The following is a 13330-nucleotide window of genomic DNA, read 5'->3' as shown; positions in this document are numbered from 1 at the left end:
TCATTCAAATTTCTTGCGCCACTTTGGTTTCAGTAGTCACAAACTAACGATTCTTGTCGGTGCGCTTGGATAGTTTCGCATTATGAATTCCGGCGGGGTGGTCGACCGAGAGGCGATGACGGCTGCTTTTGATGCGTTGGACGCCGCACTCGACGTGGTCGCCGCGCTGGACTTCGATCCGCTGACCACGCCCGAACGCTTCCATTTCTTGGAGCGCTGCGAACGGGTGCGTCGCCGGTTGCCGGCGGTGGAGCATCCGCTGATCAATCAGCTTGGCCGCCAGGCCACTCCGGAGGAGATGGGCGGCAAGCTCTCGCATGCGATGGCCGAGTGGACGCTGATCAGCCGCGCCGAGGCGGCCCGGCGCATCCGCGAAGCCGCCGATCTGGGACCCCGACAAGCATTGACGGGAGAACCCCTCCCTCCTGTGCTGCCGGGCGCCGCCGCCGGGCAGCGCGATGGGACGTTGGGCCCCGGGCAAGTCGCGGTGATCCGCCGCTTCTATCACCAGCTGCCCGGCTGGATAGATGATTCCACGCGCGACCAGGCCGAAGCCCAATTGGCCAAGCAGGGCAGCCAGTTTCGTCCGGAACAACTGGCCGGGCTCGCCGACACGCTGGCCGACTGCCTCAATCCCGACGGAACCTACACCGACGAGGAACGAGCCCGGCGCCGCGGCCTGACCCTGGGCACCCAGGGCTCGGATGGAATGTCGCAGCTGCGCGGCTGGCTGACACCGGAGGCCCGCGCCACCCTGGAGGCGGTGCTGGCCAAGCTCGCCGCACCCGGGATGTGCAATTCTCTCGATGAAGCCCCAACGGTGGATGGGCCGCCCCCGCAAGAGGCCATCGACAAAGACGCCCGCTTAGTCGGCCAGCGCAACCACGATGGGCTGAATGCCGCCCTGCGCGCGCTGTTGGCGTCGGGAAAACTCGGTCAGCACAACGGGTTACCGGCCTCCATTGTCGTCACCACCACCCTGGCCGAACTGGAAGCCGCCGCCGGGAAGGGCCTCACCGGTGGCGGCACCATCTTGCCCATGAGCGACGTGATCCGCCTGGCCCGCCATGCCCGGCACTACCTCGCGATTTTCGACAAGGGCAAGGCCCTGGCGCTCTATCACACGAAACGGCTCGCAAACCCCGCCCAGCGGATTGTGTTGTACGCCAAGGACCGCGGCTGCTCGGCGCCCGGCTGCGACGTGCCCGGGTACTACAGCGAAGTCCACCACGTCACCGATTACGCGAAGTGCCGCACCACCGACGTCAATGACCTCACCCTCGGTTGCGGTCCCCACCACCGACTGCTGCGACCCGGCGGCTGGACGACGCGAAAACGCGCCAACGGCGACACCGAATGGATCCCGCCCACGCACTTGGATCGCGGCCAACCGCGAACCAACACCTTCCATCACCCCGAGAAACTGCTGCGCTACGACGAGGACGATGACGAGTGGTAACTGCTCAGCTTGTCAGCCATTGGCGTACGCCGCCGTGGCCCGAGCATGTGCCCGTGTGGTGGGTGCTGAATGAATAGTCGCCGTCGCGGCAGATCGCGGTGGCTCCGGGAGGTGTACCTACGAGGCCGGGGGCCCCGCCGGGGGGCAGACCCGACGATGGCCGGGGGATACATTGACCGTCCGAGTTTTGGTAATAACCGCTGCTACAACTGGCCAAGACCGCCGTCGGACTGCTGGGGACCACGGTTGAAGCAATGCCTAAGGCTGACGCTCCAATCGCTGACGCGACGACGAGCACCCTAATCTGAACGCGCATATCAAACCCCGCACAAAACTGCGTTGATTGTCAGGCACCCGAAGCCTGCGGGAGAGCCTAACGTTTCTGTGACTCCGTCACATGAATTCGAGCAACAAAGTTCGGCGCGCTGGCCCGACCTACTCGGCCAGCGTTGCGCGGATGCACACGGTGACGTAGGGCATCGCCAGGCCGGTGGAGTTCGCCAGCGCCGGGTGGGTGGCCAGCAACTCGCGCACCTGGTCGAGCGTCCTGGTGCGGACCTCGGTCGGGGAGGTGATGCAGTAACTACGCGAAGCCACCAGGTCGATCAGCGCTTGCGGGGTAAGGTAATTCGTCCATTCGACTTGATGGCGCTGCGACTCGGCGAATGGCGCGGGCAACCCGACGTCGAATCGACCCCTGTCGCCATCGCTGCCGATGATCTCGCCCAATTCGCGTACCCAGCCGAGCCTTTCGTCGCGGGTGTTCCACACCAGACCCAACCGGCCGCCGGGCCGTAGCACCCGGGCCACCTCGGGAACAGCGCGCTCGGGATCCACCCAGTGCCACGCCTGGGCGACCAGGACCGCGTCAACGCTGTTGTCCTCCAACGGAATCTCTTCGGCGGTGCCCAGCACCGCGCGAGTCTCCGGTAGCGAACTGCGCAGCACCTCCAGCATGTCCGGAATGGGATCCACGGCCACCACGTCCAAGCCGCGCTCCACCAGGCGCGTGGTCAGCTTGCCGGTACCCGCACCGAGGTCGAGCACTTGGCGCGCGCCGCGCGGCAACAACCAGTCGATCGCCTCGGGCGGATACGACGGACGGCCACGCTCATAGGCGGCAGCCGCGGAGCCAAACGACAGCGAGCGGTCGTGCCTGGGGCGGGTCACCTTTGTCACGCGCCTTCGTTCCCGGCCAATTCCAGGGTCTTGCGGATCAAGTCGTTGACCGCATCCGCTTCGATCAGGAAGCCATCGTGCCCGTAGGGGGACTCGAGCACATGCAGGCCGGTGCAGCCCGGCAGCAGCTCGGCCAATTCCTCCTGCAACCGCAGCGGGTACAGCCGGTCACTGGTGATGCCGCCGACCACGACCGGTACCGGGCACCCGCGCAGCGCTTTTCGCACCCCGCCGCGGCCGCGGCCGACGTCGTGGCTGCTGCACGACGCGCTCAGCGCCACGTAGGTGCCGGCGTCAAAGCGGTCCACCAGCTTGTCGCCCTGGTGCTCCAGGTAGCTCTGTATCGCGTAGCGGCCGCCGGTCAACGGGTCCTCATCGCCCTGGCTGTCGTTGGCGAACCGGGTGTCGAGCTCGGCCTCGCCGCGGTAGGTCAGGTGAGCGAAGCGACGGGCGATGGACATCCCGAAATCGGGCTTGCGGCCCGTGCCGTAGTAGTCGCCGCCCTGCCAGGCGGGGTCGCCCTTGACGACCGAAATCTGGGTCTCGAGATGACCGATCAGGTCAGCGGTGCTGCGGGCGCTCATCGCCAACAGCAGTCCGGCCCGGACTTGGTCCGGGCGGCTCACCATCCACTCCAAAGCCCTTAGGCCGCCCATCGATCCGCCGATAACGGCGGCAATCTGCTTGATACCCAGTGCGGCCAGCGCGGCGACATCCGCCTCGACCTGATCCCGCACGGAAATGCGCGGAAACCTGGAGCCCCACGGCTTTCCGTCGGGGGCAATCGAGCTGGGTCCGGTGGAGCCACGGCAACCGCCCAGCACATTGGTGGCCACCGCGCACCAGCGGTTGGTGTCGATCGGGGCGCCCGGCCCGGCCACCCCGTCCCACCATCCGGCCGTGGGATGCTCGGGTCCGGCGGGTCCGGTGATGTGCGAATCGCCGGTGAGCGCATGCATCACCACCACCACGTTGTCCCGCGTTGGCGACAATTCGCCCCAGCGCTGGACGGCTATCCGGACATCGTCGATCACCGCACCGCTTTCGAGCGTCAGCGAGCCGATGTCGACCAGGCCGATTTCGCCTTCGGGGGGCAGCGTCTGGGCGGGAGTCTGGCGTGGAATGTCGGACGTCATCATCTCAGAGTTCATCACAACGCCGCCGTCACGCGCTTTCGTTCTGGGCCAATTCGTTCTGGGCCAATTCGCGCTGGGCCACTTCGAGGGTCTTGCGGATCATGTCGCTGACCGCCTCAAATTCCAGTAGGAAGCCGTCGTGCCCGTAGGGAGAGTCGACCACCTGCAAGCCGGTGCAGCCGGGCAGCAGTTCGGCCAGTTCCTCCTGCAACCGCAGCGGGTACAGCCGGTCGGAGGTGATGCCGCCGACCACCACCGGCACCGGGCACCCGCGCAGCGCTTTTCGCACCCCGCCGCGGCCGCGGCCGACGTCGTGGCTGTTCAGCGCCTCGGTCAGGGCCACGTAGCTGCCGGCGTCGAACCGGTCCACCAGCTTGTCGCCCTGGTATTCCAGGTAGCTCTGCACCGCGTAGCGGCCGCCGTTCAGGGGGTCCTCATCGCCCTGGCCGTCGTTGGCGAACCGGGTGTCGAGCTCGACCTCGCCACGGTAGGTCAGGTGCGCGAAGCGACGGGCAATCGCCAGCCCGGCATCCGGTGTTCGCCCGCTGTCGTAATAATCGCCGTCCTGCCAGTTCGGGTCGGTCTTGATGGCGGCGATCTGAGTGCTCTGGGTTCCGATCTGGTGGGCAGTCGCGCGTGCGCCGACGGCCAGCAGGAGCCCGGCCCCAACGTCGTCGGGGTGGCCGACTATCCATTCCAAAGCCCTTGCGCCGCCCATGGATCCGCCGACGACGGCGGCAACCCGCTCGATACCCAGCGCGGCCAGCGCCGCGACGTCCGCTTCCACCTGATCGCGTACGGATATGTGCGGAAATCTCGAGCCCCACGGCTTTCCGTCCCTGGCAAGGGAACTCGGCCCCGTGGAGCCGCTGCAGCCGCCCAGCACATTGGTGGCCACCGCGCACCAGCGGTTGGTGTCGATCGGGGCGCCCGGCCCGGCCACCCCGTCCCACCATCCCGCCGTGGGATGCCCGGGTCCGGCTGGCCCGGTGATGTGCGAATCGCCGGTGAGCGCGTGCAGTACCACCACCACGTTGTCACGCGTGGGCGACAATTCACCCCAGCGCTGTATGGCGATGTAGACGTCGTCGATCACCGCACCGCTCTCGAGGGTCAGCGAGCCGATGTCGACCACGCCGATTTCGCCTTCGGCGGGCAGCGTTTGGGTCGGAATTTCGAAAATCGTCACGTCGGAGTTGTTCCTCAGAACGCCGCCACCGTCTGCGGGTCGCCGGCCTGAGCGGACCCCGCGGCCGGCGCACCGAATTTCCGCGCCGCGGCGAAGCCGAGCTCCAGGTCGGCGAGGATGTCGTCGATGCCCTCGATGCCGACGGCCAGCCGCACCAGCCCCGGGCTGACGCCGGTGCTCAGCTGCTCGGCGGGGCTCAGCTGGGCGTGCGTGGTCGACGCGGGATGAATCACCAGGGAGCGCACGTCGCCGATGTTGGCGACATGACTGTGCAGTTGCAGCGCGTTGACGAACGCTTTGCCGGCCTCGACACCGCCCGCCAGCTCGAACGCGAGAACGGCACCGGTTCCCTTGGGCGCCAGCTTCTTTGCGCGCTCATGCCACGGCGAGCTGGGCAGCCCCGCGTAGTTGACCGACAACACGTCGTCACGCGCGGCCAGGAACTCGGCGACGCGTTGCGCATTGGCGACGTGGCGCTCCACGCGCAGACTCAGCGTCTCCAGACCCAGCGCCACCAGGAACGCGTTGAACGGCGCCGCCGCCGACCCGTAGTCGCGCAGCAGTTGCACGCGCGCCTTCACGGCAAAGGCCGGCGGTCCCAGCTCGGCGTACACCACGCCGTGGTAACTCGGATCGGGTGTGGTGAACCCGGGGAAGCGGCCCTGCGTCCAGTCGAACGTGCCGCCGTCGACGATGACGCCGGCGATGGCCGCGCCGTGCCCGCCCAGATATTTGGTGGCCGAGTGCACGACGATGTCGGCGCCCTGCGTTAGAGGCTGAATCAAATACGGTGTGGCGATGGTGTTGTCGACGATCAGGGGTACGCCGTTGGCGTGGGCGACCCCGGAAACCCCCGGGGTGTCCAGGATGTCGATCTGCGGGTTGGAGATGGTTTCGCCGAAGAACGCCTTGGTGTTCGGCCGCACCGCCGCCTGCCAGGAATCCAGATCGTCGGGATCCTCGACGAAGCTGACGTCGATGCCGAGCTTCGGCAACGAATAGTGGAACAAGTTGTAAGTGCCGCCGTAGAGGCGCGGGCTGGAGACGATGTGATCCCCGGCACTCGCGAGGTTCAATATGGCGAACGTCTCAGCGGCCTGTCCCGAGGACAGGAAGAGCGCGGCCACGCCGCCCTCGAGCGCGGCGATCCGCTGTTCGACGACGTCGGTGGTGGGGTTGCCGATGCGGGTGTAGATGTTGCCCGGGACCTCGAGCCCGAACAGCGCGGCGGCGTGGCTGGTGTCGTTGAAGGTGTAGGACGTGGTCTGGTAAATCGGCAGGGCACGGGCGCTGGTCGCGGGGTCGGGACTCTGGCCGGCGTGGACCTGCTTCGTTTCGAACGACCAATGGGCAGTCGGATCGGCCTCGGGACTGGTTTCGTCGCTCATGGAAAGCTTCCCCTCTAGTCAGGGGCCCGTCATGGCGGACCCGCGCTTGCCGGATAGCCGGTTGTGGCTACTCAACCTGGTCATCACCCGGGGCACCCCACCGCGGTTGGAGGGTTGCCGGCCAGCAAGCCGGGGCTTGTCGCTGGCGCTCATGACCGATACGAAGCCTAGCTTATTGTGCGGAGCCGACGCCAATAGGCCGCTGCGGTGGCCACCGTGCCGGCACGTGCGGGCTGGCCTGCGGGTCGACACCTGTCCAAATCCCCTTGATAACGTGGCAAGCAGAACGCTGAGCCCTATCCGTATCTGACCCCAATCTGACCCAACGCCGGGAGATGGACCAACCGTGTGCGCCGAACAGCCGACCGTCATCTACACGCTGACCGACGAGGCGCCGCTGCTGGCGACCTACGCGTTCCTCCCGATCCTGCGAGCCTTCGCCGAGCCGGCGGGCATCAAGATCGAGGCGCGTGACATCTCCGTGGCCGCCCGGATCCTTGCCGAGTTCCCCGATTACCTGACCGAAGAGCAGCGGGTGCCGGACGACCTGGCCGAACTGGGCGCGCTGACGAAGCGACCCGACACCAACATCATCAAGCTGCCCAACATCAGCGCCTCGGTTCCCCAATTGGTCGCCGCGATCAAGGAGCTGCAAGGCAAGGGGTACAAGATCCCGGACTTCCCGCAGAGTCCGAAGACCGACGAGGACAAGGCAATTCGCGAGCGATACGCCAAATGCCTTGGCAGCGCGGTCAACCCGGTGCTGCGTGAAGGCAACTCGGACCGACGCGCGCCCAAGGCGGTCAAGGAGTACGCGCGCAAGCACCCGCACAGCATGGGGGAGTTCTCGCCGGCGGCGCGCACCCACGTCGCGACCATGCGGTACGGCGACTTCTACCACGGCGAGAAGTCGATGACGCTGGATCGCGCGCGCAACGTAAAGATGGTGCTGGAAACCAAAAGCGGGCAGACGCTCGAGCTCAAACCCAAGGTAGAGCTGCGCGACGGCGACGTCATCGACAGCATGTTCATGAGCAAAAAAGCGCTCTGCGAGTTCTACGAGGAACAGATGCAGGACGCCTACGAGACCGGCGTGATGTTCTCACTGCACGTCAAGGCGACCATGATGAAGGTCTCCCACCCCATCGTCTTCGGCCACGCCGTGAAGGTCTTCTACAAGGAGGCATTCGCCAAGCACCAGGCGCTGTTCGACGAACTCGGCGTCAACGTCAACAACGGCTTGGTCGATCTCTACGACAAGATCGAGTCGCTGCCCGCGTCGCTGCGCGAGGAGATCATCCGCGACGTGCACGCCTGCCACGAACACCGACCCGAGCTGGCGATGGTCGATTCGGCTAAGGGAATCACCAACTTCCATTCGCCCAGCGACGTGATCGTGGATGCGTCGATGCCGGCGATGATCCGCGCCGGCGGCAAGATGTGGGGTGCCGACGGGCGGCAGAAGGACACCAAGGCCGTCAACCCCGAGTCGACGTTCGCTCGCATCTACCAGGAGATCATCAACTTCTGTAAAACCCACGGGCAGTTCGACCCGACGACGATGGGCACGGTGCCCAACGTCGGCCTGATGGCGCAGCAGGCCGAGGAGTACGGCTCGCACGACAAGACGTTCGAGATCCCCGAGGACGGCGTCGCCAACATCGTCGACCTCGAAACCGGGGAGGTCCTGCTCACCCAGAACGTGGAAGAAGGCGACATCTGGCGGATGCCCATCGTCACCGACGAAGCGATCCGCGACTGGGTCAAGCTGGCCGTCACCCGGGCCCGAAACTCGGGCATGACGGTGGTGTTCTGGCTGGACACCGAACGGCCGCACGAGGTCGAGCTGCGCAAGAAGGTCAAGGCCTACCTGAAGGAGCACGACACCGAGGGCCTGCAGATCCAGATCATGCCGCAGGTGTGGGCCATGCGCTACACGCTGGAGCGCCTGATGCGCGGGCAGGACACCATCGCCGCGACCGGAAACATCCTGCGCGACTACCTCACCGACCTGTTCCCCATCCTGGAGCTCGGGACCAGCGCGAAGATGCTGTCCATCGTGCCGCTGATGTCCGGCGGCGGAATGTACGAGACCGGTGCGGGCGGTTCGGCGCCCAAGCACGTTCACCAACTCGTCGAGGAAAATCATCTGCGCTGGGATTCCCTCGGTGAGTTCCTCGCGCTGGGAGCGTGTTTCGAAGACATCGGTATCAAGACCGGCAACGAGCGCGCCAAGATTCTGGGCAAGACGCTGGACGCCGCGATCGGCAAGCTGTTGGACAACAACAAGAGTCCGTCGCGCAAGACCGGCGAACTCGACAACCGCGGCAGCCAGTTCTACCTGGCGCTGTACTGGGCCGAGCAACTCGCCGCGCAATCCGACGACGAAGAGTTGCGCACGCACTTCGCCGCGCTGGCCGAGGAGTTGGGCCGCAACGAGGACGCCATCGTGACCGAGCTCGCGCAGGCGCAGGGCGAGGCAGTCGACATCGGCGGCTACTATCGCCCGGACACCGAGAAGACGACTGCGGTGATGCGGCCGAGCAAAACGTTCAACGAAGCGCTAGCCGCTTCGCAAGCCTCCCAAGGCTAGATCCACAGGGACGCAGCAAGAGGAAAGTCGAACTCGATATGGCAGGCGAATCCAAAACCGAATCCAAGATCAAGGTCAAGGGCCCGGTAGTCGAGCTCGACGGCGACGAGATGACCCGCGTCATCTGGAAGCTCATCAAGGACATGCTGATCCTGCCCCATCTCGACATCAACCTGGACTACTACGACCTGGGCATGGAGCACCGCGACCGCACCGACGACCAGGTGACGATCGACGCGGCCTACGCCATCAAGAAGCACGGCGTGGGCGTCAAGTGCGCGACTATCACCCCCGACGAGGCGCGCGTCCAGGAGTTCAACCTGAAGAAGATGTGGCTGTCGCCCAACGGGACGATCCGAAACATCTTGGGCGGCACCATTTTCCGCGAGCCGATCGTGATCTCCAATGTCCCGCGGCTGGTTCCGGGCTGGACCAAGCCAATTGTCATCGGCCGTCACGCTTTCGGTGATCAGTACCGGGCGACCAACTTCAAGGTCGACCAGCCGGGAACCGTGACGTTGACTTTCACGCCCGCCGACGGCAGCGAGCCGATGGTGCACGAGATGGTGTCCATCCCCGAGGACGGCGGTGTCGTGATGGGGATGTACAACTTCAAGGAATCCATCCGCGATTTCGCCCGGGCGTCCTTCGCGTACGGCCTGAACGCCAAATGGCCGGTGTACCTGTCGACGAAGAACACCATCCTCAAGGCCTACGACGGCATGTTCAAAGACGAGTTCCAGCGCATTTACGAAACCGAATTCAAGGACAAGTTCGAGGCCGAAGGGCTGACCTACGAGCACCGGCTGATCGACGACATGGTGGCGGCCTGCCTCAAGTGGGAGGGCGGCTACGTGTGGGCCTGCAAGAACTACGACGGCGACGTCCAGTCGGACACCGTCGCGCAGGGCTACGGGTCGCTGGGGTTGATGACGTCGGTGCTGATGACCGCGGACGGCAAGACGGTCGAAGCGGAAGCCGCACACGGCACCGTCACCAGGCATTTCCGCCAGTACCAGGCCGGCAAGCCGACGTCGACCAACCCGATCGCCTCGATCTTCGCCTGGACGCGCGGGCTGCAGCACCGCGGGAAGCTTGACGACACGCCTGAGGTGATCGAGTTCGCCCAGAAGCTGGAGGAGGTCGTCATCGGCACCGTCGAGGGCGGCAAGATGACCAAGGACCTCGCCATCCTCATCGGCCCTGACCAGGAGTGGCAGAACAGCGAGGAATTCCTCAACTCGATCGCCGAGAACCTGGAAAAGGCTCTAGCCGGTTAGGGGCCGACTAACTAACTGGCCGGCGGGTTTTCGGCCGCCCGCAGCGGCCGGCTGCACTCGTCGATGAATTCGGAGATGACCTGGGTGACCCGCTCGGGCGCCTCGAACATCGGAACGTGTCCGACGCCGTCGAGCTTGGTGATCTTCGTTCCCGCGGGCAGGTGATCGGTGAAATGCCGGCTGAATCTGCGCGGCGGAACAACGCGGTCCTTCTCGCACTGCACCAGCTGGACGGGCACCGCGGTCTCGGCCAACTCGAGCAGGCCCGGCTGCAGCAGCGACTTGACGAGCAGCTGGAAGTAGGCCGGACAGTGCGCGGCGTCGTCGATGACGCCGGACAGTTCGCGTTCGCTGACCCCGTCCGGCGACGCGCTCAGCGGCAGGGTCGCCAGCCGGCGGCTGAACGGCAGCTGCAGGGTCCGTTGACCGAGCAATCGCGCCAGGACCAGCAACGGCATGCCCGACAGGAACTTGCTGATCACCTCGAATTTGACCGGGCTCCAGCGGGTCCAGCCGCCCGCGGCGCCGATGCCGGTCACGCTGCGGGCTCGCCCGCGCCGCTCGAGTTCGAACGCGACCCAGGCGCCCAGCGAGTTGCCCACCATGTGGGCGTTGTCCCAGCCGAGCTCGTCGAGCTGCCGCTCGACGTGGTCGGCCAGCACCGACGAGCTCAGCAGCCAGGTGCCCGCGTACGGTCCGCCGTTGTGCCCGGCCATGGTCGGGGCGAACACCTCGTAGCGGCCGGTGTCGGCCAGCCGCGGCGCCACCCCGTCCCACACGGTCTGCGACATCAGGAACCCGTGCAGCAGCAGGACCGGCTCTGTCGAACCATCCCTGGGGCCGAGGTGCGTCGGCGGGCGAGTCGTCATGTTGCCGACCCTAAAGGTGATACCGCCGGTACCGCAACCAACGGGCGGTGTTCGAACGGCCGTGGGCCCGCACGAAGATCGGGGCGTGAAAAGATCGGGGGCATCATGAGCACCGCTACCGGACCCAGCCGCATCTTTTCGGGCGTGCAGCCCACGTCCGATTCGCTTCACCTCGGCAACGCTTTGGGCGCCGTCACCCAATGGGTCGCGCTGCAGGACGACCACGACTCGTTCTTCTGCGTCGTCGACCTGCATGCCATCACCGTCCCGCAGGATCCCGAGGCGCTGCGACGCCGGACTCTGGTGACCGCCGCGCAGTACCTGGCGCTGGGCATCGATCCGGCGCGCAGCACCGTTTTCGTGCAGAGCCAGGTGCCCGCCCACACGCAGTTGGCATGGGTGCTGGGCTGCTTCACCGGCTTCGGGCAGGCGTCGCGAATGACGCAGTTCAAGGACAAGTCGCTGCGCCAGGGCAGCGACTCCACAACAGTCGGGTTGTTCACCTACCCCGTCCTGCAGGCCGCCGACGTGCTGGCCTACGACACCGACCTGGTGCCCGTCGGCGAGGACCAGCGCCAACACCTCGAGTTGGCGCGCGACGTCGCGCAGCGATTCAACGCCCGCTTCCCGGACACCTTCGTGGTTCCCGACGTGCTCATCCCCAAGGCCACCGCGAAGATCTACGACCTGGGCGACCCGACGTCGAAGATGAGCAAGTCGGCGGCCACCGATGCCGGGTTGATCAACCTGCTGGACGATCCGGCCTTGTCCGCCAAGAAGATTCGCTCGGCCGTGACCGACAGCGAACGCGAAATCCGTTACGACACCGAGGCGAAGGCGGGCGTGTCGAACCTGCTGACCATCCAATCGGCGGTCACGGGTGTCGACATCGACAAGCTCGTCGAGGGCTACGCCGGGCGCGGTTACGGCGATCTGAAGAAGGACACGGCCGACGCCGTCGTCGAGTTCGTCAGACCGATCAAGACGCGGGTCGACGAATTGCTCGCCGATCGCACCGAATTGGAGGCCGTGCTGGCCGCCGGCGCGGAGCGCGCCCAGGATGTGGCCGGGAAAACGGTACAGCGGGTTTACGATCGGCTGGGGTTCCTCCTCCAACGGAAGTAGATTCATGGATCGGCTGCGGGCCCGGTTCGGATGGCTCGACCACGTGATGCGCGCCTATGAGCGCTTCGACGACCGCAACGGCAGCTTCTTCGCGGCGGGCTTGAGCTACTACACGATCTTCGCGTTATTTCCCTTGCTGATGGTGGGTTTCGCGATCGTCGGATTCACCCTATCCCGCCGACCCCAGCTGCTGGACACGATCCAGAACCATATCCACGCCTCGGTGCCCGGATCGCTGGGTCAGCAGCTGGTCCAGTTGATGAATTCGGCGATCGACGCGCGGGCGTCCGTCGGTGTGATCGGTTTGGCGACCGCGGCCTGGGCCGGCCTGGGCTGGATGTCACACCTGCGGCAGGCACTGACCGAGATGTGGTGGGACCGACGCATCGACTCGCCGGGTTTCGTGCGCAACAAGCTGTCCGACCTGTTGGCGATGTTCGCCACGTTCTTGGTGCTGATGGCCACTGTCGCGTTGAGCGCGCTCGGCCACGCCCGCCCGATGTCGGCCGTGTTGAGGTGGCTTGGGATACCCGACTTTTCGGTGTTCGACCTCATCTTCAGGATCGTTTCGCTGGTGGTGTCCTGGCTGGTTTCCTGGCTGCTGTTCACCTGGATGATCGCCCGGCTGCCGCGTGAAAAGGTCAGCCTGGCCGCCTCGGTGCGGGGCGGGTTGCTGGCTGCGATCGGCTTCGAGCTCTTCAAGCAGGTGGGATCGATCTACTTGCAGACCGTGCTGCGCAGCCCGGCGGGCGCCGTGTTCGGGCCGGTGTTGGGCCTGATGGTGTTCGCCTACATCACCGGCTTTCTCGTGCTGTTCGCCGCCGCATGGGCCGCCACCGCGTCCACCGATCCGCGCGGCAAGCCCGTCGAGCCGCCGGCGCCCGCGATCATCGCCCCGCGGGTACAGCTGCACGAGGGGCCCAGCGCGCGTCAGACCCTGGCCGCGATGGCCGCGGGAGCCGTTGGCGCGCTGGCCTTTTCCCGCCTGACCCGCTGGCTGCGGTAGCCCCGCATCGGCCGCCAATTTCACGATCGGCGGTGCCGCTCGCGGATCCCGCTCCTCGAATTTCGCCCGTGTCGGGGCACACGGTGGGTATCGTAACCTCGCGAGC

The 13330-nt window shown here is 66.0% G+C and carries 11 protein-coding genes and 1 riboswitch; of the genes, 5 read left to right on the top strand and 6 right to left on the bottom strand.

Annotation, left to right across the window (positions count from 1 at the left end; translation table 11 throughout):
* Positions 1 to 82 precede the first annotated feature (82 nt).
* Entirely contained in the window at positions 83 to 1459 is a 1377-nt protein-coding gene (locus tag A5744_RS07100; RefSeq protein WP_076059622.1) for an HNH endonuclease signature motif containing protein, read from the top strand.
* 4 nt (positions 1460 to 1463) lie between these two features.
* Here A5744_RS07100 and A5744_RS07095 read toward each other — a convergent pair whose 3' ends face one another.
* The 5 genes from A5744_RS07095 to A5744_RS07075 form a co-directional block, all read right to left on the bottom strand.
* Positions 1464 to 1775 (bottom strand): DUF3761 domain-containing protein, encoded by a 312-nt coding sequence (locus A5744_RS07095; RefSeq protein ID WP_076059620.1) that lies wholly within the window; start codon positions 1773 to 1775, stop codon positions 1464 to 1466.
* 119 nt (positions 1776 to 1894) lie between these two features.
* Complete coding sequence (locus tag A5744_RS07090) at positions 1895 to 2629, bottom strand: class I SAM-dependent methyltransferase (RefSeq protein ID WP_076059686.1); 735 nt, start codon at positions 2627 to 2629, stop codon at positions 1895 to 1897.
* A 5-nt stretch (positions 2630 to 2634) separates the two neighbouring features.
* A complete protein-coding gene (locus A5744_RS07085) occupies positions 2635 to 3777 on the bottom strand; it encodes a homoserine O-acetyltransferase (protein WP_139331269.1) in 1143 nt (380 codons plus the stop codon).
* Between the two features lie 25 nt (positions 3778 to 3802).
* Positions 3803 to 4963 (bottom strand): homoserine O-acetyltransferase, encoded by a 1161-nt coding sequence (locus tag A5744_RS07080; protein WP_076059619.1) that lies wholly within the window; start codon positions 4961 to 4963, stop codon positions 3803 to 3805.
* Positions 4964 to 4977: 14 nt separating this feature from the next.
* On the bottom strand, positions 4978 to 6351 hold the full coding sequence (locus A5744_RS07075) for a bifunctional o-acetylhomoserine/o-acetylserine sulfhydrylase (protein ID WP_076059617.1): 1374 nt from the start codon (positions 6349 to 6351) through the stop codon (positions 4978 to 4980).
* A 37-nt stretch (positions 6352 to 6388) separates the two neighbouring features.
* Positions 6389 to 6508, bottom strand: a riboswitch (SAM riboswitch).
* Between the two features lie 189 nt (positions 6509 to 6697).
* On the opposite strand from A5744_RS07075, the gene A5744_RS07070 reads away from it, so the two are divergent.
* Together A5744_RS07070 and A5744_RS07065 are read left to right on the top strand one after the other, a co-directional pair.
* Positions 6698 to 8944, top strand: coding sequence for an NADP-dependent isocitrate dehydrogenase (locus A5744_RS07070; protein ID WP_076059615.1), 2247 nt, complete (start codon positions 6698 to 6700; stop codon positions 8942 to 8944).
* A 38-nt stretch (positions 8945 to 8982) separates the two neighbouring features.
* The gene (locus A5744_RS07065; protein WP_076059613.1) at positions 8983 to 10224 is read left to right on the top strand and encodes an NADP-dependent isocitrate dehydrogenase; all 1242 of its coding nucleotides are present in this window, start codon (positions 8983 to 8985) and stop codon (positions 10222 to 10224) included.
* 11 nt (positions 10225 to 10235) lie between these two features.
* Here A5744_RS07065 and A5744_RS07060 read toward each other — a convergent pair whose 3' ends face one another.
* Entirely contained in the window at positions 10236 to 11036 is an 801-nt protein-coding gene (locus tag A5744_RS07060; protein WP_076059685.1) for an alpha/beta hydrolase, read from the bottom strand.
* A gap of 162 nt (positions 11037 to 11198) precedes the next feature.
* Here A5744_RS07060 and trpS point away from each other — a divergent pair, with 162 nt between their 5' ends.
* Positions 11199 to 12218 (top strand): tryptophan--tRNA ligase, encoded by a 1020-nt coding sequence (gene trpS, locus A5744_RS07055; RefSeq protein WP_076059611.1) that lies wholly within the window; start codon positions 11199 to 11201, stop codon positions 12216 to 12218.
* Positions 12219 to 12222: 4 nt separating this feature from the next.
* Positions 12223 to 13224 carry an inner membrane protein YhjD gene (gene yhjD, locus A5744_RS07050; protein ID WP_076059609.1) on the top strand — a complete coding sequence of 334 codons (1002 nt, stop codon included), beginning with the start codon at positions 12223 to 12225 and terminating at the stop codon, positions 13222 to 13224.
* Positions 13225 to 13330 lie beyond the last annotated feature (106 nt).

This window comes from Mycobacterium sp. IS-1264, from assembly GCF_001954195.1.
Lineage (GTDB): Bacteria > Actinomycetota > Actinomycetes > Mycobacteriales > Mycobacteriaceae > Mycobacterium.
The sequence above is the reverse complement of the archived record's forward strand: the minus strand, read 5'-3'. Positions and strand labels throughout refer to the sequence as shown.

What these genes read in the sequence shown, in the direction of transcription:
- A5744_RS07100 (WP_076059622.1), top strand. Translation starts at nt 83, where the DNA reads ATGAATTCCGGCGGGGTGGTCGACCGAGAGGCGATGACGGCTGCTTTT.
- A5744_RS07095 (WP_076059620.1), bottom strand. Translation starts at nt 1,775, where the DNA reads ATGCGCGTTCAGATTAGGGTGCTCGTCGTCGCGTCAGCGATTGGAGCG.
- A5744_RS07085 (WP_139331269.1), bottom strand. Translation starts at nt 3,777, where the DNA reads ATGATGACGTCCGACATTCCACGCCAGACTCCCGCCCAGACGCTGCCC.
- A5744_RS07075 (WP_076059617.1), bottom strand. Translation starts at nt 6,351, where the DNA reads ATGAGCGACGAAACCAGTCCCGAGGCCGATCCGACTGCCCATTGGTCG.
- A5744_RS07065 (WP_076059613.1), top strand. Translation starts at nt 8,983, where the DNA reads ATGGCAGGCGAATCCAAAACCGAATCCAAGATCAAGGTCAAGGGCCCG.
- trpS (WP_076059611.1), top strand. Translation starts at nt 11,199, where the DNA reads ATGAGCACCGCTACCGGACCCAGCCGCATCTTTTCGGGCGTGCAGCCC.
- yhjD (WP_076059609.1), top strand. Translation starts at nt 12,223, where the DNA reads ATGGATCGGCTGCGGGCCCGGTTCGGATGGCTCGACCACGTGATGCGC.